Raw genomic sequence first — 21,159 nt, forward strand, 5'->3', positions numbered from 1 at the left:
TCCCACCCGTCACCCCCACCGTCGACCACCTGCTCGGGCTCGGGGACGACGCCCTGATCGCCGCGCAGCGGCTGGCCGAGTGGACCAGCCGCGCGCCGGAGATGGAAGAGGACATCGCGCTGGCCAACATCGCCCTCGACCAGCTCGGCGCGGCCCGCCTGCTGCTGTCGTACGCGGGCGAGCGGGAGGGCGCCGGCCGGGACGAGGACGCCCTGGCGTTCCTCCGCGACGACCGGGAGTTCCGCAACGTCCTGCTGGTCGAGCTGCCCAACGGCGACTTCGCGGTGACCATGGCGAAACTGTTCCTGCTCGCCGCCTACCAGCTTCCGCTCTACACGGCGTTGGCCGGGTGCGCCGACGAGCGGCTCGCCGCGATCGCCGCCAAGGCCCGCAAGGAGTCCGCGTACCACCTCGACCACGCCGCGCTCTGGGTGAAGCGGCTCGGCGACGGCACCGACGAGTCGCACCGCCGGATGCAGGACGCCGTCGACCAGGTCTGGCCGTACCACCACGAGCTGTTCGCCCCGGACCCGGCGGCCCCGGTCGACCCGGCCACCCTGCGCGCCGGGTTCGACGCCACGGTCGACGAGGTGTTCGCCGAGGCCACGCTGACCCGGCCGGCGTCCGGCTGGGCACCGGCCGGCGGGCGGGACGGGGTGCACACCGAGCACCTGTCGTACCTGCTCGCCGAGATGCAGGTGCTGCACCGCGCCCACCCGGGGGCCCGCTGGTGACCGGCCCGGGGACGGAGGCCGGCGGTGGGTGACGTGCGGGCGGCCGTCGCGGCGGTGGTGGACCCGGAGATCCGGGTGGTCACCATCGACGAGCTGGGCATCCTGCGGGACGTCGCCGAGGACCCGGCCACCGGCCGGGTCACCGTGACGATCACCCCCACCTACACCGGCTGCCCGGCGATGGACGTGATCCGCGCCGACATCCGCCGGGCGCTGGCCGCCGCCGGTCACCCGGAGGCGGAGGTCCGCACCGTCCTCACGCCGGCCTGGAGCACCGACTGGATCTCCGACTCGGGGCGGGCCAAGCTGGCCGCCGCCGGCATCGCCCCGCCCGCCCCGGTCCGTCGGGACGGGGTCGTCCCGCTCACCCTCGCCGTCCGCTGCCCACGCTGCGGCTCACCGGAGACCGAGCAGGTCAGCCGGTTCGGCTCCACCGCCTGCAAGGCGCTCTGGCGCTGCCGGGCCTGCCGTGAACCCTTCGACCACCTGAAGGCGCTGTGACTGTCACGATCTCCCGCCCGGTACGTCGCCGGCCGGTCTTCCACCCCCTGCCCGTGACCGCCGTCGACCGGCTCACGGAGGACGCGGTCGCCATCACCTTCGCGGTACCCGACGAACTGCGGGAGACCTTCGCCTTCCAGGCCGGTCAGCACCTGACCGTGCGCCGGGTCGGCGATGACGGCGCCGACGTACGGCGGTCGTACTCGATCTGCTCCACGCCGGAGGAACTGGCCCGGCACGGCCGGCTGCGGATCGGGGTGCGGGAGATCCCCGGCGGTGCCTTCTCCAGCTTCGCCTGCGCGGCGCTGCGCACCGGCGACACCGTCGAGGTGCTGCCGCCACTCGGGCACTTCACCACCGCGTTCGACCCGGGCCGGGTCCGCCACTACGGCGCGCTGGTCGCCGGGTCCGGGATCACCCCCGTGCTCGCCCTGGTCGCCACCGCCCTGGTCGTCGAGCCGGCCAGCACCTTCACCCTGGTGTACGGCAACCGGACGGCGAACAGTGTGATGTTCGCCGAGGAGTTGGCCGACCTGAAGGACCGGTACCCGACCCGGCTGCACCTGGTGCACGTGCTGTCCCGGGAGCCGGGCGAGTCGCCGCTGCTCTCCGGCCGGGTGGACGCCGACCGGTTCGGGCGGCTACTGGAGAGCATCGTGCCCGGTGACCGGATCGAGGAGTGGTTCCTCTGCGGCCCGTACGGCATGGTGGTCGACGCGCGGGAGGTGCTGACCGCGCGGGGCGTTCCGGAGGGCGCGCTGCACAGCGAGCTGTTCCACGTCGACGCCGCTCCGACCCCGCCGGCCCGGTCGACGGAGGCCGCGCCGGGCGGCAGCGAGGTCACCATCGTGCTGGACGGCCGGGCCTCGACGTTCACCATGGGCCGGCAGCAGCGGGTGCTGGACGCCGCCCTGACGGTGCGCGGTGAGCTGCCGTACGCCTGCAAGGGCGGGGTCTGCTCGACCTGCCGGGCGAAGGTGGTCTCCGGCGAGGTGTCGATGGCCCGCAACTACGCCCTGGAGCCGGACGAGGTGGCCGCCGGGTACGTGCTGACCTGCCAGTCCAGCCCGGTCACCGACCAGGTCACCATCGACTACGACGCCTGACCGCGCAGGTCGGGTCGACGGCAGCGCGACAGATATCACCCAGAGTTACCTTCCTTGGTGGGGGTCGAACCCCACCTCGGGCGCTTTGCTCTGCTTCACTCCCGGAAACACCCGTGTCGAGCTGCTCCGATGGGCGCCACGCCCGGAGCGGACGTGCGGAGGCAGCAGTCACCCCAGGCAACTGTTGCCTCCGGTGAAGCAGAGCAAAGCGTCCGGGCGACAGTCGGCTGCCCGGGCCGGAGCCGGCCCACCGTCGGCGGGCCGGCAAGGTGGGGCTATCCGGCTTCGCCGGGCGGGTGGCCGTCGTGCGGGGCAGGATGGAACGCGTGACGACTCCAGAGGCGACCGGCTACCGGATCGAACGTGACTCGATGGGCGAGGTGGAGGTACCCGCCGACGCCCTGTGGCGGGCGCAGACCCAACGGGCGGTGCAGAACTTCCCGATCTCCGGGCGGGGCATCGAGCCGGCCCAGATCCGCGCCCTGGCCCAGATCAAGGGTGCGGCAGCCGAGGTCAACGGCGAGCTGGGGGTGATCGGGGCGGAGGTGGCCGCCGCGATCGCCACCGCCGCCGCGCACGTCGCCGCCGGTGGGTACGACGACCAGTTCCCGATCGACGTCTTCCAGACCGGCTCGGGCACCTCGTCCAACATGAACACCAACGAGGTGATCGCCACCCTGGCCAGCCGGGAACTGGGCCGGGAGGTACACCCGAACGACGACGTGAACGCCTCGCAGTCCAGCAACGACGTCTTCCCCTCGTCGATCCACCTGGCCGCTACCGAGGCGGTGGTGGGGGACCTGCTGCCGGCGCTGGCGCACCTGGCGCAGACCCTTCAGGCGAAGGCCGCCGAGTTCGAGACGGTGGTCAAGGCCGGGCGTACCCACCTGATGGACGCCACCCCGGTCACCCTCGGCCAGGAGTTCGGCGGGTACGCCGCCCAGGTCCGGTACGGGGCCGAGCGGCTGGAGGGGGCCCTGCCCCGGCTGGCCGAGCTGCCGTTGGGCGGCACCGCCGTCGGTACCGGCATCAACACCCCGCTCGGCTTCGCCGCAGCGGTGATCGGGAAGCTGCGGGACGCGACCGGGCTGCCGGTCACCGAGGCGCGCAACCACTTCGAGGCGCAGGGCTCCCGGGACGCCCTGGTCGAGACCTCCGGCCAGTTGCGTACCGTCGCGGTCGGTCTCTACAAGATCGCCAACGACATCCGGTGGATGGGCTCCGGGCCGCGCGCCGGCCTCCGTGAGCTGCGCATACCCGACCTCCAGCCGGGGTCGTCGATCATGCCCGGCAAGGTGAACCCGGTGGTCTGCGAGGCGGTCCGGCAGGTCTGTGCGCAGGTGATCGGCAACGACGCCACGGTCGGCTTCGCCGGCTCGCAGGGCGACTTCGAGTTGAACGTCATGCTCCCGGTGATGGCCCGCAACCTGCTGGAGTCGATCCGGCTGCTGGCCGCGTCGAGCCGGCTGTTGGCCGACCGCTGCGTGGCCGGCCTGGGTGCCAACGCGGACGTCTGCCTGGCGTACGCCGAGGGCTCACCGTCGATCGTCACGCCGCTCAACCGGCACCTCGGGTACGACGAGGCCGCCTCCATCGCCAAGGAGGCGCTGGCCAGGGAGGTCTCGATCCGTGAGGTGGTGCTCGCCCGGGGGCACGTCGACTCCGGCAAGCTCAGCGCGGACCAGCTCGACGAGGCGCTCGACGTACTCCGGATGACCCATCCCTGACCCGGTCCCACCCGCCACCGGCCGGACGGCACCGGTGGACGCGGCCGGCGACCGGAAGCCCGACGGACACGGTGCCCAGAGTGGCCGGAGTGGCACCGTCCGAAGTGCTTCAGGTGCGTTCCCCGACCGACCTGCCGGCGGTCGCTCAGCTTATCGGTGCAATTAATCACTGGGCACTTCACAATTCGGGCACTTGCCTGGTGTTACGTCGCTTGTTGCGGTGTGATGGCTGCCACGTCCCTCAACGAGAGGATCTGATGTGGTGAGCAAGCGCTTCACCGCTGGTGCCGTCGCGACCGCGACGGCACTGGCACTCACGGTGACTCTGCCCTTCGGTGGTGCCAACGCGGCGCCGGCCGAATCGACCGAGTACACCGTGGTGGCCGAGAGCGGCGTCTCCGCCGACGCGGCGGTCGCCGCCATCGCGGCCGCAGGCGGCGAGGTCGTCTCGCGGACCGAGGCCGTCGGCCTCTACCAGGTACGGACCAACCGCGCCGACTTCGCGCAGCGGGCCACCGCGTCCAACGCTCTGATCGGCGCCGCCGAGCAGAAGGCGATCGGCCGCAAGCCGAAGCTGGACCGGGTCGAGCGGGAGCACCTGCTGGCTGCGGCGGAGGCGACCAAGGGCACCGGTTCCGCCAACGGGCGGGCCAAGCGGATGGACCCGCTCGACGACAAGCTCTGGGGTCTGGACATGATCCGGGCCGACGAGGCCCGCCGGACCGAGCCCGGTGACCGCCGGGTGACCGTCGGCGTTCTCGACACCGGCGTCGACGCCAGCAACCCCGACATCGCGGCCAACTTCTCGTGGTTGCTGTCCCGGAACTTCGCACCGGACATCGTGGACATCGACGGCGAGTGCGAGGTGGCCGGCTGCCTCGACCCGGCCGACACCGACGACGGCGGCCACGGCACGCACGTCGCCGGCACCATCGGCGCGGCGGCCAACGGTATCGGCCTCTCCGGCGTCGCCCCGAACGTCACCCTGGTCAACCTCAAGGGCGGCCAGGACTCCGGGTACTTCTTCCTCAACCCGGTGGTCAACGCCCTGGTGTACGCGGGCGACGCGGGCCTGGACGTGGTGAACATGTCCTTCTACGTCGACCCGTGGCTCTACAACTGCACCGCGAACCCGGCCGACTCGCCGGAGGCGCAGGCCGAGCAGCGCGCGATCATCGAGGCGATGAAGCGTTCGCTGGAGTACGCGCACGGTAAGGGTGTCACCCTGGTCGGCGCGCTCGGCAACAACAACGAGGACCTCGGCAACCCGCGGGTCGACGAGTCCAGCCCGGACTACGGCGGCACGCCGTACCCGCGGCCGATCGACAACAACAGCTGCTGGGACCTGCCGGCCGAGGGCCCGCACGTCATCGGTGTCTCCTCGGTGGGTCCGTCGGGCAAGAAGTCGGACTTCTCGAACTACGGCACCGAGCAGATCTCCGTCGCCGCGCCGGGCGGCTGGTTCCGGGACGGCTTCGGCACCCCGACCTTCCGTACCGACGCCAACATGATCCTCTCGTCGTACCCGAAGAAGGTGCTGCAGGAGGAGGGCACGGTCGACGCCGACGGCAACATCGTCGAGGGCGCCGAGGAGTTCGTCTTCAAGGACTGCACCGCCTCCGGCCAGTGTGGGTACTACACCTACCTCCAGGGCACCTCGATGGCTGCTCCGCACGCCTCGGGTGTGGCGGCGCTGATCGTCAGCAAGTTCGGCAAGAAGGACAAGCAGCACGGTGGGCTGACCATGTCGCCGAACCTGGTCGAGCAGCACCTCTACCGCACGGCCGCCGAGCACGCCTGCCCGGAGCCGCGCCTCCAGCAGTACCGCAACGAGGGCCGGGACGAGACGTACGACGCGTACTGCGCCGGTGACGTCAACTTCAACGGCTTCTACGGGTACGGGATCATCGACGCCTACGCGGCGGTGAAGACCCCGCTCAAGCCCGGGGTCCAGCCGTAACGGACACCTGAAAGCAGTGGGGCCCGGTCGGATCATCGGCCGGGCCCCACTGTGTGCTGGGGCGGCTCAGGACAGGGCCCGGCCGATCGCCTTGGCGGCGGCCACCACCTGCGCCCCCACCGTCGCGCCCGCCAACGGGGCGAGCGCCACCACCCCGACACTCGCCTCCCACCCCGGTACGCCGAGCACCGGAGCGGCCACCCCGTACGCCCCGGGTTGCAACTCGCCGGCGGTGCTCACCGGGCCGACGGACCCGGCCCGGCCGGCGAGGACGGCCCGCCCCGCCGCCCCGAGTTCCAGCGGGTGCCGGGACCCCGTCCGGTACGCCACGTGGAACGCCGTCCAGCTCGGTTCGACCACCGCCAGGGCCACCCCCTCACTGCCCTCGACGACGGTGAGGTGCGCGGTCGCGCCGGTCTGCTCGGCGAGCCGGCGCAGGGCCGGCAGCGCCCCCTCGGCGAGCAGCGGCTGGGCCCGCCGGGCGAGGTTGAGCACCCCCACGCCGAGGCGGAGCCGACCGCCGCCGTCCCGACGGACCAGGCCGTGCTCGGTCAGCGGTCCGACCAGGCGGTACACGGCCGCGCGGGCCACCCCGAGCCGTTGGGCCGCCTCGGTGACGGTCAGCCCGCCCGGGGCGTCGGCGACCAGGTGCAGCAGCCTTAGGCCACGGTCCAGGGTCTGTGCCGTCTCACCCGCCCGGGGCGCCGTACCGCCACCGCTCTCCACACCTGTCTCCACATCCCGGAGCGTACGGCCGGCCGCCACCGTGACCCCGCTGACGGCTACCCTGGTACGGGTGAGCCTTCGCCTTTATGACACCGCCACCCGTACGGTGCGGGACTTCGTCCCGCAGGAAGCCGGCAAGGTGGGGGTCTACCTGTGTGGGCTCACCCTCCAGGCGCCGCCACACATCGGCCACCTTCGTTCCGGTGTCAACTATGACGTGCTGCGCCGCTGGCTGCTGCACTCCGGTTACGAGGTGCGGTTCATCCGCAACCTCACCGACATCGACGACAAGATCCTGGTCAAGGCGATGGAGCAGGACCGGCCGTTCTGGTCGATCGCGTACGCGAACGAGCAGAAGCTGGCCGCCGCGTACCGGGCCCTGAACGTGCTGCCCCCGACCTACGAGCCGAGGGCGACCGGGCACATCCCGGAGATGCACGAGCTGATCGCCAGACTGATCGCCGAGGGGCACGCCTATCCGGCCTCCGACGGCTCCGGGGACGTCTACTTCGACGTCGCCTCGTACCCGGCGTACGGCGCGCTCTCCGGTCAGCGACCGGAGGCCATGCAGCCGGCCGGGGACGCCCCGGACCGGGGCAAGCGGGACCCCCGGGACTTCGCGCTGTGGAAGGGCGTCAAGCCCGACGAGCCGGCCGACGCGTACTGGCCGTCGCCGTGGGGCCGGGGCCGTCCCGGCTGGCACATCGAGTGCTCGGCGATGTGCTGGCGGTACCTCGGCGCCGAGTTCGACATCCACGGTGGTGGCCTGGACCTGATCTTCCCGCACCACGAGAACGAGATCGCCCAGTCCCACGCGGCCGGGCTCCCGTTCGCCCGGTACTGGGTGCACCACGGCCTGCTCAGCATCGCCGGGGCGAAGATGGGCAAGTCGGCCGGCAACGCCCTGGATCTCGACTACGTGGCCACCCTCGGGGTGCGCCCGGTGGAGCTGCGGTACTACTACGTCGCCGCCCACTACCGGTCGGTCATCGACTACTCCGAGGAGTCGCTGCGCGAGGCGGCGATCACCTACCGCCGGATCGAGGGCTTCGTGCAGCGGGCCGCCGAACGGGTCGGTGCCGGTGCCCCCGGGGACTCGCCGGCCGCCATCGCGGAACTGCCGGCGGCCTTCACCGCCGCGATGGACGACGACCTGAACACCTCCGCCGCCCTGGCCGTGCTGCACGAGGCGGTCCGGGACGGCAACACCGCACTGACCGGCACCGACGACGCCGCCGTGCGCGCGGCGCTGACCCGGGTACGGTCGATGCTCGCCCTGCTCGGGGTGGACCCGCTCGACGCGGCGTGGAGCGGTACCGGGCAGGATGGTGAGCTGCGCGGCGTGGTCGACGCGCTGGTCGCGCTCGCCCTCGAACAGCGCACCCAGGCGCGTGGCCGCAAGGACTGGGCCGCCGCCGACGCCGTACGTGACCAGCTCAAACAGGCCGGTGTGGTGGTCGAGGACACCCCGCAGGGCCCCCGTTGGACGATCGGAGAGCAACACTGATGGCCGGCAACTCGCAGCGCCGTGGCCGGCGACTGACCCCGAAGGCGGGCGCCCCCAAGGGCTCCGGCGGCAAGAACCGGGCCAGCCTGGCCGGTAAGGGCCGCACCCTCCCGGCGGATGAGCGCCCCTGGCACAAGGGCTACTCGGGTACCGAGAAACTGCCCCAACGCACCGCATGGAAGCAGGACAAGGAGCGTCGCGCAGCCGAGGCTGAGGGACGCGCCCCCAAGATCGGCACCCCGGGTGCCAAGGACACCACCTGGGGCAAGGGCGGCGGTCGGGGCGTACCGGCCGCCGGCAAGGGCGCCGGCCGTGGCGCCGGTGGCCGGGGTGGCGCCGGCCGCACCCCGGGCCGGTCCGGTCCCCGGGTCGCCCCGGGCCGCAAGTCCAACCCGTCGAAGGACGCGCCGGAGCTGCTGGTCGGCCGGAACCCGGTGGTCGAGGCGCTGCGGTCGCAGGTGCCGGCCACCGCGCTCTACGTGGCGCAGGGCATCGAGATCGACGACCGGGTCACCGAGCTGGTCCGGACCGCCGGTGACCGGGGCATCGCGATCCTGGAGGTCACCCGGGCCGAGCTGGACCGGATGACCGGCGGGGTGCTGCACCAGGGGGTCGGTCTCCAGGTGCCGCCGTTCGCGTACGAGCCGTTCGAGGATCTCGTCGCGGCGGCACTGGAGCAGACCGCCCCGCTGCTGGTGGCGCTGGACGGGGTCACCGATCCGCGTAACCTCGGCGCGGTGATCCGCTCGGCGGCGGCGTTCGGCGCGCAGGGTGTCTTCGTACCGGAGCGGCGGGCGGCGGGGATCACCGCGACCGCCTGGCGGACCAGTGCCGGTGCGGCGGCCCGGGTGCCGGTCAGCCAGGTGACCAACCTGACCCGGTCGCTCAAGTACTGCCAGGAGGCCGGCTTCATGGTGGTCGGGCTGGACGCCGACGGCGAGACCGACCTGTACGACCTGGAGGCGGCGGTCGGTCCGCTGGTCGTGGTGGTCGGCTCGGAGGGGCGCGGCCTGTCCCGGCTGGTCGGGGCCACCTGTGACCTGACGGTCAGCATCCCGATGGTCTCCGACGTGGAGTCGCTCAACGCCAGCGTGGCCGCTGCGGTCACCCTGGCCGAGGTGGCCCGGCGCCGCGCGGCCTCCTGACCGGAGCCTCCCGACTCCCCGCACGTCCGGCCCGGGCCGGTTAGCATGCGGGGCCGGGAATCCCCTCACCCGGCCGGAGGATGAGGCTGATGACAGGCCAGTACGCCGGTCACGCGCTCGGCGTCGACCTCGGTACGTCGAACACGGTGGCGGTGCTGCGGGCGCCCGACGGCCGGACCCGGCCGTTGCTGGTCGACGGGCAGCCGATCATGCCGTCCGGGGTGTACGCCGATGCCAGTGGCCGCCTGCACGTCGGGCGGGACGCCCAGCGGCTGGCCCAGGCCGACCCGTCCCGGTTCGAGCCCCACCCGAAGCGGCAGGTGGATGCCGGCACGGTGCTGCTCGGCGACCGGGAGTACACCCCCGCCGAGCTGTTCGCCGCGATCCTCGGGGCGGTGGCGCACGCGGCGGTGGAGGCGGTGGGTTTCCTGCCCCCGGCCGTGCTGACGTATCCGGCGAGCTGGGGTACCAGGCGCCGGCAGGTCCTGGTCGACGCGCTGACCGGGGCGGGCTGGCCGCCCCCGGCGGCTCCCGGCGATCCGGTCGGTACCCGGCTGGTACCCGAGCCGGCGGCGGCCGCCCGGTACTTCACCGACGTGCTGCACCGGCCGGTGCCGGTCGGGTCGGCGTTGGCGGTCTTCGACTTCGGTGGCGGCACGCTCGACGTCGCGGTGGTCCGGAACGGGGGCACCGACCCGGACGGCCGTCCCCGTTTCGAGGTGGCCTGTTCGGGTGGGCTCGCCGACCTGGGCGGTCTCGACCTCGACGCGGCCCTGGTGGACCAACTCGGCACGGTGCTGGCCAGCACCGAACCGGATGCGTGGCAGCGGCTGGGTACGCCGGAGAGTGCGGCGCAGTTGCGGGACCGGCGGCAGTTCTGGGCGGGCGTACGCGACGCGAAGGAGATGCTCTCCCGCTCGGCTGCCGCGCCGGTCGTGGTGCCGGGGGTGGACCATGCGGCCCACCTGACCCGGGACGAGTTGGAGCAGGTGGCCGCCCCGCTGGTGCGCCGGGCGGTGGCGGAGACGGGCGCGGTGATCGCCGCGTCCGGGGTACCCCGGGAGGGGTTGGCCGGTCTATTCCTCGTCGGGGGGTCGTCCCGGGTACCGCTGGTGGCCCGGCTGCTGCACGCCGAGTTGGGCATCGCCCCGACCGTGCTGGAGCAACCGGAACTGCCGGTCGCCGAAGGGGCGCTGGCCATGCTGCCGTCGTCGACGCCGCCCGCGCGGACACCGGCTGCCGCAGTACCGCCCGTGCCGCCGCCGGGTGCCGTCGCAGCGCCGCCCGTGCCGCCGCCGGGTGCCGCCGCAGTACCGTCCGTGCCGTCACCGGGTGCCGCGCCTCCGCCGGGCTTCACCGTGTCCGTGCCGCCGCCGGGTGTCGCAGTGCCGGCCCCACCGCCGCACCCGGTCGGTCGACGGTGGGGCCGGCGGAGGGTCCGGGTCGTCGTGGCGGCCGTGCTCGCGCTGGCGGGCGTGGTGACGGCGGCCGTGCTGTACCTGACCCGGGACGGTTACTCCGACCTCGACTTCACCTCCGCGAGCGAGATCGGCCGGGTACCGATCGCCGGGGACAGCCCGTCCGCGGTGTTCACCGCGCTGCTGGACGACCGCGCCTACGTCGCCTACCAGCGGCCGGAGGACAACCGGCTGGACGTCCGGGCGATCCGGGCGGACGACCCCGGGGACGAGCGGTGGCACCGGCAGACGACCACCGCCGCCGAGCGCTGGGCGCGGATCGTCGCCCTGCCCGGCGCGCTGGCCGCCGTACCCGACCTGTACTCCAACGACCAGGGCGACCTGGTGGTGCTGGACGGGGCCGACGGTACGCAGCGGTGGACCCGGCGGATCGGGGGCGACGACGGGCTGCTCTTCTTCGACGAGGTCGCGGTGCTGGTCGACCGGGTCGGTGAGCGGCTGGTCGGGCTCCGGCTGCGGGACGGGCGGGAGCTGTGGACCCTGCCCAACCCCCGGGGCGACTACGGCACGGAGACCGTCGTGTATCCGGTGACCGGCCCGGACGAACTGGGTGGACCGGCGGACCTCGGCGGCGGCGTGCTGACCCCGCTGCGGGGCGACGACCGTCGACTCGTGCAGGTCGGTGCGGACCGGTCGGTCCGGGTGGTCGACCCGGTCTCCGGCAGGGTGGTGAAGAGCCGACCGAACGTGGCCGACCGCGACGATCTCGTGGTGGCCCACGACGGCACCCTGTTCGTGGCGACGGACGAGGGCGGCTACCGGCTCGTCGCGTACGACCTGGGCAGCCTGGGGGAGCCGGTCAACCTCTACACGGCCCAGAACGGCCGGACCCGGCCGAAGAGCCTGTCGGCCTGTGGTGGGAAGCGGGTGTGCCTGCTGGAGGTGACGGACTTCGACGCCGCGAGCACCCAGGTCGTGGTGACGGGCGTCGGGCAGGAGACGCGGCGGTGGGACGCGCCCGGGTCGACCGTGCTGGTACCGGTCGGTGACCATGTGCTGACCCGTAACCCCGCACCGGAGCCGAGATCCACCCTGTTCGGCGTGGACGGCGCGAAGTTGCGGGAACGGGACGGGGTGGCGGTCCGGCTGGACGGCGGGAACCTGCTGGTCTTCGCGGACGAACCGGCCTCCTACCCGGCGGACCAGAGCGTCGCCGGGTTGCCCGTGGGCTCGGCCCGACCGGTGGAACTGGGGCAGCTCCGGGAGGTACGGGCGACGTCCTGCTCGTGGAACCCCCGGGTGATCGTCTGCCCGTCCCGCAGCGATTTCGTGTTCTACCGCTTCACCGAGGAGTAGGCGCGAGGACTAGGCGCGCCCGGCCCTCCGCGCGGATGGTGGCGCGGAAGAGGGGCGGTCCGCCGAAGCGGGCCGCCCCTCTTCTGATGTCAGCGAACGATCAGATCCGGACGCCGGTGCCGGCGTGGAAGGCGTGGCTCTGCCCGACGCGCGGCTTCACGAAGATGGTGTCGCCCATGTTCGGCATGTTGCGCCGGTCGGTGCGGACGACGAACCGCTCGGAGGCGCCGTCGAGGGCCGCGTGTCCGTAGACGTTGGCGTCCGAGCCGAGGTCCTCGACCAGTTCGACGACGACCGGCATGCCGCCCTCGCTCGGGCTGACCATGTCGCAGTCCTCGGGACGGAAACCGACGGTGACCTTGCCGTTGCCGCCGTTGGCCTGGGCCGCGGCGACCTGCTCCCGGGTGAGCGGGATGTGCATCTCGGCGAAGGCCGCACCCTGCTCGGTCAGCGAGACGGTCTTGATGTTCATCGCGGGGGAGCCGATGAAGCCGGCGACGAAGACGTTGGCCGGGGTGTCGTAGAGCGCCCGGGGGGTGTCCACCTGCTGGAGCACACCGTCGAGCATGACGGCCACCCGGTGACCCATGGTCATGGCCTCGACCTGGTCGTGGGTCACGTAGACGGTGGTGATGCCGAGCTTGGCCTGGAGCGAGGCGATCTGGGTACGGGTCTGCACCCGGAGCTTGGCGTCGAGGTTGGACAGCGGCTCGTCCATCAGGAAGACCTGCGGCTCCCGGACGATCGCCCGGCCCATCGCGACCCGCTGACGCTGACCACCGGAGAGCGCCTTCGGCTTGCGGTTGAGGTACTCCTCCAGCTGGAGCAGCCCGGCCGCCTCCTTGACCCGCCGGTCGATCTCGGCCTTCGAGGTCTTGCGGAGCTTCAGCGCGAACGCCATGTTCTCGTACACCGTCATGTGCGGGTAGAGGGCGTAGTTCTGGAAGACCATCGCGATGTCGCGGGCCTTCGGCGGCAGGTGGGTGACGTCGCGGCTGTCGATGTAGATCGAGCCCTCGTCGACGTCCTCCAGGCCGGCGAGCATCCGCAGGCTGGTGGACTTGCCGCAACCGGAGGGGCCGACCAGGACGAGGAACTCGCCGTCGCCGATCTCCAGGTCGAGGTGGTCGACGGCGGGACGCTCGCCACCCGGGTAGATCCGGGTGGCCTTGGCGTAGGTGACCGTAGCCATGGTGAAGCGCTTCCTTTCACCGGCAGGAACGTGCCGGACGATCCGAGTGAAGGAGCGACCGGCACCGCGTGTGCCGGTCCTGCGGACGGCATTGCGGGCACCCGACATGGCCCCGAAATGTCATTCGCGTCACTGCACCGTAAACGGCTTTCCGCGTACTGCCAAGGCATCGCGCAACGGGTGGGACGTACGCCATGGACATTGCGGACAGCTGGGCACGGGCAGGCATCAATCACCATCTTCGTGTGTGCGCTGCGTCGTCCCCCGGTCACCAGGGCGTCCGTCCCTGCTGGGCCGCGAGATGTTTCCGATGCAAGGGGACACTGGTTAGCAGGATTTTCGGACGTCAGTCGCTATGCTGACCACGAACAACGCCCCTGTAGCTCAGCTGGCCAGAGCACCCGCCTTGTAAGCGGGATGTCGCCGGTTCGATCCCGGCCGGGGGCTCCGCGTCGCTCGGACGACCGCGTCCGCGCGGGTCGGCCCGGTCCGGTCGCGACGGCGACCGCACCGGGCCGGCTTCTTCTCCGGGTACGCTGCGCCGCTCCTGCGGCCCGACGCCCGGTTCCGGCTCCCGTTGCGAGCCGGGGTGGTCGCCGGTCAGCCGAGCAGCTTGACGACCGCTTCGGCGGTACCCCGGGCCGAGGCCGGGTTCTGTCCGGTGACCAGTCGGCCGTCGGTGACCACCTGCTCGGTGAAGTTCGGTCCCGGCACGTGTTCGGCGCCGGCCGCCGTCAACCGGTCGGCCAGCAGGAAGGGCACCACGTCGGTGAGGCCCACCGCGTCCTCCTCGTCGTTGGTGAACCCCGCCACCCGCTTCCCGGCCACCAGGTACGAGCCGTCGGAGAGCTTCAGGTCCACCAGCGCTGCCGGGCCGTGGCAGACAGCGGCCACCACCCCGCCCTTCTCGTAGATGGTCCGGGCCAGCCGGGCCAGGTGCTCGTTGCCCGGGAAGTCCCACATCGTGCCGTGACCGCCGGCGAAAAGGATCACGTCGTACCCCTCCGGGTCGACCCCGGCGGCGCCGGGCGTGTCGTCCAGGCCGGCGGTGGCCAGGAAGTCCTGCTGGGTCCGGTCGTCGGGGTCGAGCCCGTCCACCGGTGGCCGGCCGCCGGCCACCGAGACCAGGTCCACCTGGTAGCCGGCGGCCCGGAACACCTCCCACGGCTCTGCGGCCTCACCGACGTAGAAGCCGGTCCCGCGTCCGGTGTCGCCGAGCTGTCCGTGGCTGGTAAGCGCGATCAGTGCACGTGTCATGAACCCATGCTGTCCCGCCCGGCCATAGCTGACCAATAGGCAAACAACACACCGGCGATAGGTTTACTGATGTGAAGGTGTCGCTCGACCTGCTCCGGAGCTTCCTCGCCGTGTACCGCGCCGGGTCCGTCACCGGTGCCGCCGAGCTGCTCGGTCTGGCCCAGCCGACGGTGACCGCCCAACTGCGGGCCCTGGAGGAGGCGGTCGGCCGTCCGCTCTTCGACCGGCTGCCGCGCGGGGTCCTGCCCACCCCGGCCGGCGACGAACTGGCCCGCCGGGTGGCCGAGCCGATCGACCGGTTGGACGTCGTCCTCGCCGACCAGACGGAGGCGTCCTTTCCCCGTACCGTCTACCTGGGCGGACCGGCCGAGATCCTCGGGGAGCGGGTACTCCCGGCGCTGGCCGGTCCGGTGGCCGACGGGTTGGCCCTGCGGGTCACCTCGGGCCTGCCCGACCAACTCCTCGACCAGTTGACCGCGGGTCGGCTGGACCTGGTGGTCGCCAGCGTCCGACCCCGGCGGCGCGGGCTGACCGTCGACCCGTTCTACGACGAGGAGTTCGCCCTGGTCGCCGCGCCGGTCTGGGCGGAGCGGATCGGTACGCCGGTGACGCCGCACGCCCTGCGGGCGGTGCCCCTGGTCGCGTACGGCGAGGACGCGCCGATCCTGCGCCGGTACTGGCGGACCGTCTTCGACACCCGGCTGACCGGTACCCCCGGCCTGGTCGTCGCCGACCTGCGGGCGGTGCTCGGCGCTGTCCTGGCCGGGGCCGGGGTGAGCGTGCTGCCGACGTACCTGTGCCGGGGGCCGCTCGCCACGGGGGCGCTGCGCCTGCTGCTCGAACCGCCGGTGCCGCCGCTCAACACGCTCTTTCTCGCCGCCCGGCCGCCGGTCGCCGCGCGCAGCGACGTCGCCCTGGTGCGTCGCACCCTGATCCGGGCGGCGGCTGCCGGCTGGTGATCCCCACCGGCGGCCCCGCCGCTGGCCGCCTGCCCCCGTGGCCGGCCGCCCTCCACTGGCCGCCCCGTGGCCGGGGCCGGTGATTCCTCCCCAGGTGACCGGAAATGATCAGCCGGTGGCGGCGGTGAGCAGGTCGACGATGGCCAGTGCGGCGGCCGGTCGGTCGGTGTCGGTCGGGCAGTCGGTGAAGGTGACCCGGTAGGGGCCGGCGCTCAGCGTGTAGGTGAAGACGTCCCGGCACGTGGTCCCGCCGGGTGCCCGGGCCGCCTCGGCGGCCAGTCGCGGGTCGTTGGTCAGGTCGTACAGCCGGTTGCGTTCGGCGGTACTCAGCCGGCCGGTACGGCGCCCGCCGGCCCGTTCGGTCACCGTCCAGCTTCCCTTGGGCTCCACGGTGATGGTCTCGCCCCTGCCGGCGATCCCCCCGGCGCGGGTGAGGACGACCCGGACGTTGGTCGCCGCCGAGGCGGGCCGGCCGGGGGTCGGCGACGTAGAGGCGCCCGTACCGGCCGACCCGGCGGAGGGGGTGGCACCCGGTTGCGCGCCACCGGTCGGCGTGGCCGTGGTGCCGGGCCGGTCCGTGCCGGCGGGCTGACCGTTGTGCCAGTCGGCCCGCTCCCGGGTGCCGGAGCAGGCGGTCAGGGCCACCAGCAGCAGGGTCACCGCGCCGACCCGGGCGGCGCGCGTCTTCCCGTGGGTAGGGCGTGGGCTGGTCATGCCTGTGGGACGCAGCAGAGCGGTGGCCGGTTCCCGTTCCCATCGGGTGAACCGATCACCAAAGCACGTGGCGCGGTCGGGTTGCATCGGTTGAACGGCCTCTTCTCTTTACTTAGATCCATGGCTATATCTACATGGGTGACTATCGTCACGTCATTCCCCCAGGAGGGCCAGTGAAGAGATCCCTCGCCGCCGTCAGCGCCGCGCTACTCACCAGCGGCCTGCTGACCGGCGTCGCCACCACGGCGCATGCGGCACCGAACGCCCCCAGTCCGGACGCGACCGCGACCGCGGTCGCCCGGGCCGAGGCGGCGCTCCGCGCCAACGGTGCGGCGGTGCGTACCGCCGCCGGCGAAACGTACGCCGTCTACAGCTCCAAGGTCGACCCGAACGGGGCGGCGCACACCCGCTACACCCGCGCCTACCACGGGCTGCGAGTCTACGGCGGTGACTTCGTGGTGCACACCGCCCCGGACGGCAGTTTCGCCGGTTCCTCGGTCGGTCTGGACGCCCCCCTCACGGTCGGCACCACCGCCCGGGTCAGCTCCGCGAAGGCCGTCGCGGCGGCGAAGGCGCAGTTCCGGGGGACGCTGACCGGTGTCGGTACCCCGGAACTCTTCGTCGACGCCAGCACCGGCAAGGGGCGGCTCGCCTGGGAGACCGTGCTCACCGGCTGGCAGACCGACGGGCAGACCCCGTCGAAGTTCCACGTGATCACCGACGCCACCACGGGGGCGCTGATCAGCGCGTACGACGAGATCGACATGGTCGCCGGGACGGGCAACAGCGTCTACTCCGGCAGCGTCACGATCGACACCACCCTCTCCGGCAGCACCTACTCGATGGTCGACCCGGTTCGGGGCAACGGCTCGACCTGCGACATGAACAACGGCACCTCCACCTGCACGACCTTCACCGACGCGGACAACGTCTGGGGTAACGGGACCAACTCGAACCGCCAGTCGGCCGGCGTCGACGCGCACTTCGGTGCCGCCAAGACCTTCGACTACTTCAAGAACGTGCACGGCCGCAACGGCATCTTCGGCGACGGCCGGGGCGTGCCCAGCCGGGTGCACTACGGCAACGCCTACGTGAACGCCTTCTGGGACGGCTCCCGGATGACGTACGGCGACGGCACGGGCAACGCCAACCCGCTGGTCTCGATCGACGTGGCCGCGCACGAGATGAGCCACGGCGTCACCGAGAACGTGGTCCCCGGCGGCCTGACCTACTCCGGTGAGTCCGGCGGCCTCAACGAGGCCACCAGCGACATCTTCGGCAACATGGTCGAGTTCTACGCCAACACCACCGCCGACCCGGGCGACTACCAGGTCGGCGAGAAGATCAACATCAACGGCGACGGCACCCCGCTGCGCTACATGTACAACCCGTCGCTGGACGGCTCGTCGCACTCCTGCTGGTCCACCAGCACCAAGAACGTCGACGTGCACTACTCCTCCGGCGTGGCGAACCACTTCTACTTCAACCTCGCCGAGGGCACCGGCAGCACGCCGTACGGCACCTCGCCGATCTGCGGCTCCGCCCCGGCGGTCACCGGCATCGGCCGGGCCGCTGCGGAGAAGATCTGGTTCCGGGCGCTCGACGTGTACTTCACCTCCAACACGTCGTACGTCAACACCACCAACCCGGCGAACACCGCGCGGGCCTACACCCTGCGGGCCGCGACCGACCTGTACGGCACCTGCAGCACCCAGTACAAGGCCGTGCAGGCCGCCTGGACCGCCGTCAACGTGGCCGGTAGCGACACCGCCTGCCCGGTCGGCAACGACTTCTCGGTCTCCGTGTCGCCGACCTCCGGTTCGGTCAACCCGGGCGGCTCGGTCACCGCGACCGTCGCCACCGCCGTCACCAACGGCAGCGCGCAGACCGTGACGCTCTCCGCGACCGGCCTGCCGAGCGGCGCGACCGCCTCGTTCAGCCCGTCCTCGGTGACCTCGGGCGGCTCGTCCACCATGACGATCAGCACCTCCGCCAGCACCCCGGCCGGGACCTACACGGTCACGGTGAACGGTGCCGGCGCGGCGGTGACCCGTACCGCCACGTACGCGCTGACCGTCAACGGGCCGGCCGGCTGCTCGCAGACCAACGGCACCGACGTGACCATCGCCGACAACGCCACGGTGGAAAGCTCGATCACCATCTCCGGCTGCACCGGCAACGCCGGTACCGCCAGCACCGTCGCCGTCGACATCGTGCACACCTACATCGGTGACCTGGTCGTCTCGCTCGTCGCCCCGGACGGCAGCACCTACGCGCTGCACAACCGGACCGGCGGCTCGGCCGACAACATCGCCCAGACCTACACGGTCAACCTCTCCGGCGAGGTCGCCAACGGCACCTGGAAGCTGCGCGTCCAGGACGCCGCCAGCGGTGACACCGGCTACCTGAACAGCTGGACGCTCAACCTCACCGGCACCGCCCCGCCGTCCTGCGGCGGCAGCAACGGCACCAACGTCACGATCAGCGACAACACCACGGTCAACAGCACCCTCGCGGTCAGCGGCTGCACCGGCAACGCCTCCTCGACCAGCACCGTGGCCGTGCAGATCGTGCACACCTACATCGGTGACCTGGTGGTCACCCTGGTCGCCCCGGACGGCAGCACCTACGTGCTGCACAACCGGACCGGCAGCTCGACCGACAACATCAACCAGACCTACACGGTCAACCTCTCCAGCGAGGTCCGCAACGGCACCTGGACCCTCCGGGTCCAGGACGCCGCCAGCGGTGACACCGGGTACATCGACAACTGGACCCTGACTCTCTGACCGGTCCGGCAGATCGAAACGGGCGGGCCGGAACCTTCTCCCCGGAAGGCTCCGGCCCGCCCTCCCGTCCGCCGACAAGGTGCGCCGGGGTGCGCGGTAACCTCGCGGACACCGAGGAGGTGGAGGATGCCGTCCCAGCAGGTCGTACCGGGGCTGACGGTCGAGGTCCGCGGTCCGGTGGCCACCGTGGTGATCAACAATCCGGCCCGGCGCAACGCCCTGACCCCGGCGATGTGGCGGCAGCTGCCACCACTGCTGGACGGACTGGAGGCCGATCCCGGGGTACGGGTCGTGGTGCTCACCGGCGCCGGGGACACGTTCTGCGCCGGAGCCGACCTCACCGACCTCGACGAACTGCTCGACGCGGGGGACGGCAGCATCGCGGTGGCCGCCGAGGAACGGCTGGCGAGCTTCACCAAGCCGACCATCGCCGCCGTCCGGGGCGCCTGCATGGGCGGCGGTTGCCAACTCGCCGTCGCGTGTGACCTGCGGATCGCCGCCGACGACGCCCGGTTCGGGGTACCCCCGGCCCGGCTCGGGGTGGTCTATCCCGCACCGACCACCCGCCGCCTCGTCGCGCTGGTCGGTCCGGGAGCCGCGAAGTACCTGCTCTTCACCGCAGAACCGGTCGACACCGACCGGGCGGCCCGGATCGGGCTGGTGGACGAGGTGGTGCCCGCCGCCGATTTGGCCGGTCGGGTTCGGGTACTCGCCGACACGATCTCGGTACGCTCGCAGCTCAGCGTGACCGCCGCGAAGGAGATCATCGGCATGGTGACCGCCGGGCGGGTCGACCCGGAACGGGTGGCCCACTGGCACCGGCTGGTCCGTACCAGCGGTGAGGCCCGGGAGGGGGTGGCCGCCTTCGTCGAGCGTCGCCCGGCCCGGTTCGGCTGGACCCCGCCCGTCACCGACTGAACCACACCGCCCGGAGCACGCGGCCTGGCCGCCGCCCGGAGCACGCCGCCCGGAACACGCCGACCGGCTCCTGCCGGTCGTCCACCGGCCCACCGGCCGACCTGTCACTCCACAGTGATCGGTCCGATGGGCTCTGGTGTTCAGGAGTTCGGCCGACCACACTGTTGCACTTCAATGACTACTGTTACCCGGTCGACAGTGGAGGTACCGGCGGTGCGGCTTTGCTGATCGGAAGGCGCTACCGGCTGCTACACCTGGTGGGCCGGGGTGGAATGGGGCGGGTCTGGCTGGCCCGCGACGAGGTCCTGCACCGCGAGGTCGCGGTGAAGCAGATCAGCCTGCCCCCGTGGGCGGGCGACGACGAGCGTGACCGGCTCATCGCCCGCACCATGCGGGAGGCGCAGGCCGCGGCCCGGCTGAACCATCCGAACGTGGTGGCGGTGCACGACGTGGTGTACGTCGACGGCACTCCCTGGATCGTGATGGAGTACGTCCCGTCCCGCTCGTTGCAGGACGTGCTGGACACCGGCCCGGTCACGCCGCGCCGGGCGGCCCAGATCGGGCTCGCCCTGCTGGCCGCGCTCCGCGCCGCCCACCAGGCAGGGGTGCTGCACCGCGACGTCAAGCCCGGCAACGTCCTCCTGGCCGACGACGGGCGGGTGATGCTCACCGACTTCGGGCTTGCCACCTTCGACGACAGCCGGGGCGTGCTGACCCGCCCCGGCATGGTCATGGGTTCCCCGGAGTACGTCGCACCGGAACGCGCCCGGGAGGGCGTGTCCAGCGTGGGGACGGACCTGTGGTCGCTGGGTGCCACCCTCTACGCGGCGGTCGAGGGCCGCTCGCCGTACGCCCGGCCGACGCCGATGGCCACGCTGACCGCGCTGGCCACCACACCACCCGACCCGCCGACCCGGGCCGGCATCCTCGACCCGGTCCTGGCCGGTCTGCTGCAACGTGACCCGGGTCGCCGGGTCGGGCCGGACGCGGCGGAACGCCTGCTCCGCACGGCCGCCGGCCTCGACCCGTACCGGCCGGGGGAGCAGCCGGCAACCGGTGAGATGCCCGGACCGGCCGGACCGGTACCGTCCGTGCCGACCTGGGAACAGCCGACCACCCCGGGGCCGCCGGTCGGGCCCGCCCCCGGTAC

The 21,159-nt window shown here is 72.4% G+C and carries 16 protein-coding genes and 1 tRNA gene; 13 read left to right on the forward strand and 4 right to left on the reverse strand.

Translation table 11 applies throughout. The annotated features are described in order from the left end of the window. The first annotated feature begins 29 nt into the window (after window positions 1-29). The 5 genes from paaC to GSF22_RS13360 all read left to right on the forward strand — a co-directional run bounded on the left by paaC (window position 30) and on the right by GSF22_RS13360 (window position 6,028). On the forward strand, window positions 30-734 hold the full coding sequence (gene paaC / locus GSF22_RS13340) for a 1,2-phenylacetyl-CoA epoxidase subunit PaaC (protein WP_208813887.1): 705 nt from the start codon (window positions 30-32) through the stop codon (window positions 732-734). Between the two features lie 24 nt (window positions 735-758). After that, entirely contained in the window at window positions 759-1,235 is a 477-nt protein-coding gene (paaD, locus tag GSF22_RS13345; protein WP_208813873.1) for a 1,2-phenylacetyl-CoA epoxidase subunit PaaD, read from the forward strand. After that, window positions 1,232-2,341 carry a 1,2-phenylacetyl-CoA epoxidase subunit PaaE gene (gene paaE / locus GSF22_RS13350; RefSeq protein ID WP_208813874.1) on the forward strand — a complete coding sequence of 370 codons (1,110 nt, stop codon included), beginning with the start codon at window positions 1,232-1,234 and terminating at the stop codon, window positions 2,339-2,341. Before paaD ends, paaE begins: the two co-directional genes overlap by 4 nt. A gap of 326 nt (window positions 2,342-2,667) precedes the next feature. Further along, window positions 2,668-4,068: a class II fumarate hydratase gene (locus tag GSF22_RS13355; RefSeq protein WP_439957774.1), complete on the forward strand. Its 1,401-nt coding sequence runs from the start codon at window positions 2,668-2,670 to the stop codon at window positions 4,066-4,068. A 262-nt stretch (window positions 4,069-4,330) separates the two neighbouring features. Further along, the gene (locus GSF22_RS13360) at window positions 4,331-6,028 is read left to right on the forward strand and encodes a S8 family peptidase (protein WP_208813875.1); all 1,698 of its coding nucleotides are present in this window, start codon (window positions 4,331-4,333) and stop codon (window positions 6,026-6,028) included. A 66-nt stretch (window positions 6,029-6,094) separates the two neighbouring features. On the opposite strand, the gene GSF22_RS13365 is transcribed toward GSF22_RS13360, so the two are convergent. After that, a complete protein-coding gene (locus tag GSF22_RS13365; RefSeq protein WP_208813876.1) occupies window positions 6,095-6,766 on the reverse strand; it encodes an IclR family transcriptional regulator in 672 nt (223 codons plus the stop codon). A gap of 58 nt (window positions 6,767-6,824) precedes the next feature. On the opposite strand from GSF22_RS13365, the gene cysS reads away from it, so the two are divergent. The 3 genes from cysS to GSF22_RS13380 all read left to right on the forward strand — a co-directional run bounded on the left by cysS (window position 6,825) and on the right by GSF22_RS13380 (window position 12,180). Next, complete coding sequence (gene cysS / locus GSF22_RS13370; RefSeq protein ID WP_208813877.1) at window positions 6,825-8,261, forward strand: cysteine--tRNA ligase; 1,437 nt, start codon at window positions 6,825-6,827, stop codon at window positions 8,259-8,261. After that, entirely contained in the window at window positions 8,261-9,406 is a 1,146-nt protein-coding gene (gene rlmB, locus GSF22_RS13375; protein WP_208813878.1) for a 23S rRNA (guanosine(2251)-2'-O)-methyltransferase RlmB, read from the forward strand. The genes cysS and rlmB overlap by 1 nt, the downstream gene beginning before the upstream one ends. A gap of 89 nt (window positions 9,407-9,495) precedes the next feature. Continuing rightward, window positions 9,496-12,180 carry an Hsp70 family protein gene (locus GSF22_RS13380; protein WP_208813879.1) on the forward strand — a complete coding sequence of 895 codons (2,685 nt, stop codon included), beginning with the start codon at window positions 9,496-9,498 and terminating at the stop codon, window positions 12,178-12,180. A gap of 100 nt (window positions 12,181-12,280) precedes the next feature. On the opposite strand, the gene GSF22_RS13385 is transcribed toward GSF22_RS13380, so the two are convergent. Continuing rightward, window positions 12,281-13,372 carry an ABC transporter ATP-binding protein gene (locus GSF22_RS13385; protein WP_208813880.1) on the reverse strand — a complete coding sequence of 364 codons (1,092 nt, stop codon included), beginning with the start codon at window positions 13,370-13,372 and terminating at the stop codon, window positions 12,281-12,283. Window positions 13,373-13,745: 373 nt separating this feature from the next. Between GSF22_RS13385 and GSF22_RS13390 the strand changes: the two genes are divergently transcribed. Then, window positions 13,746-13,819, forward strand: a tRNA-Thr gene (locus tag GSF22_RS13390). 153 nt (window positions 13,820-13,972) lie between these two features. Here GSF22_RS13390 and GSF22_RS13395 read toward each other — a convergent pair. Then, window positions 13,973-14,629, reverse strand: coding sequence for a type 1 glutamine amidotransferase domain-containing protein (locus GSF22_RS13395; RefSeq protein WP_208813881.1), 657 nt, complete (start codon window positions 14,627-14,629; stop codon window positions 13,973-13,975). 71 nt (window positions 14,630-14,700) lie between these two features. On the opposite strand from GSF22_RS13395, the gene GSF22_RS13400 reads away from it, so the two are divergent. Further along, window positions 14,701-15,588: a LysR family transcriptional regulator gene (locus GSF22_RS13400; RefSeq protein ID WP_208813882.1), complete on the forward strand. Its 888-nt coding sequence runs from the start codon at window positions 14,701-14,703 to the stop codon at window positions 15,586-15,588. 108 nt (window positions 15,589-15,696) lie between these two features. Here the strand turns inward: GSF22_RS13400 and GSF22_RS13405 are convergent, their stop codons facing one another. Further along, window positions 15,697-16,302 carry a hypothetical protein gene (locus tag GSF22_RS13405; RefSeq protein ID WP_208813883.1) on the reverse strand — a complete coding sequence of 202 codons (606 nt, stop codon included), beginning with the start codon at window positions 16,300-16,302 and terminating at the stop codon, window positions 15,697-15,699. A 173-nt stretch (window positions 16,303-16,475) separates the two neighbouring features. On the opposite strand from GSF22_RS13405, the gene GSF22_RS13410 reads away from it, so the two are divergent. The 3 genes from GSF22_RS13410 to GSF22_RS13420 form a co-directional block, all read left to right on the forward strand. Next, window positions 16,476-19,091: a M4 family metallopeptidase gene (locus GSF22_RS13410; RefSeq protein WP_307803969.1), complete on the forward strand. Its 2,616-nt coding sequence runs from the start codon at window positions 16,476-16,478 to the stop codon at window positions 19,089-19,091. Window positions 19,092-19,217: 126 nt separating this feature from the next. Continuing rightward, window positions 19,218-20,009, forward strand: coding sequence for an enoyl-CoA hydratase/isomerase family protein (locus GSF22_RS13415; RefSeq protein ID WP_208813885.1), 792 nt, complete (start codon window positions 19,218-19,220; stop codon window positions 20,007-20,009). A 272-nt stretch (window positions 20,010-20,281) separates the two neighbouring features. After that, on the forward strand, window positions 20,282-21,159 hold an 878-nt coding region (locus GSF22_RS13420; protein WP_244367338.1), incomplete at its 3' end, for a serine/threonine-protein kinase.

The sequence above is a fragment of the Micromonospora echinofusca genome, from assembly GCF_017614955.1.
GTDB lineage: Bacteria > Actinomycetota > Actinomycetes > Mycobacteriales > Micromonosporaceae > Micromonospora > Micromonospora echinofusca_A.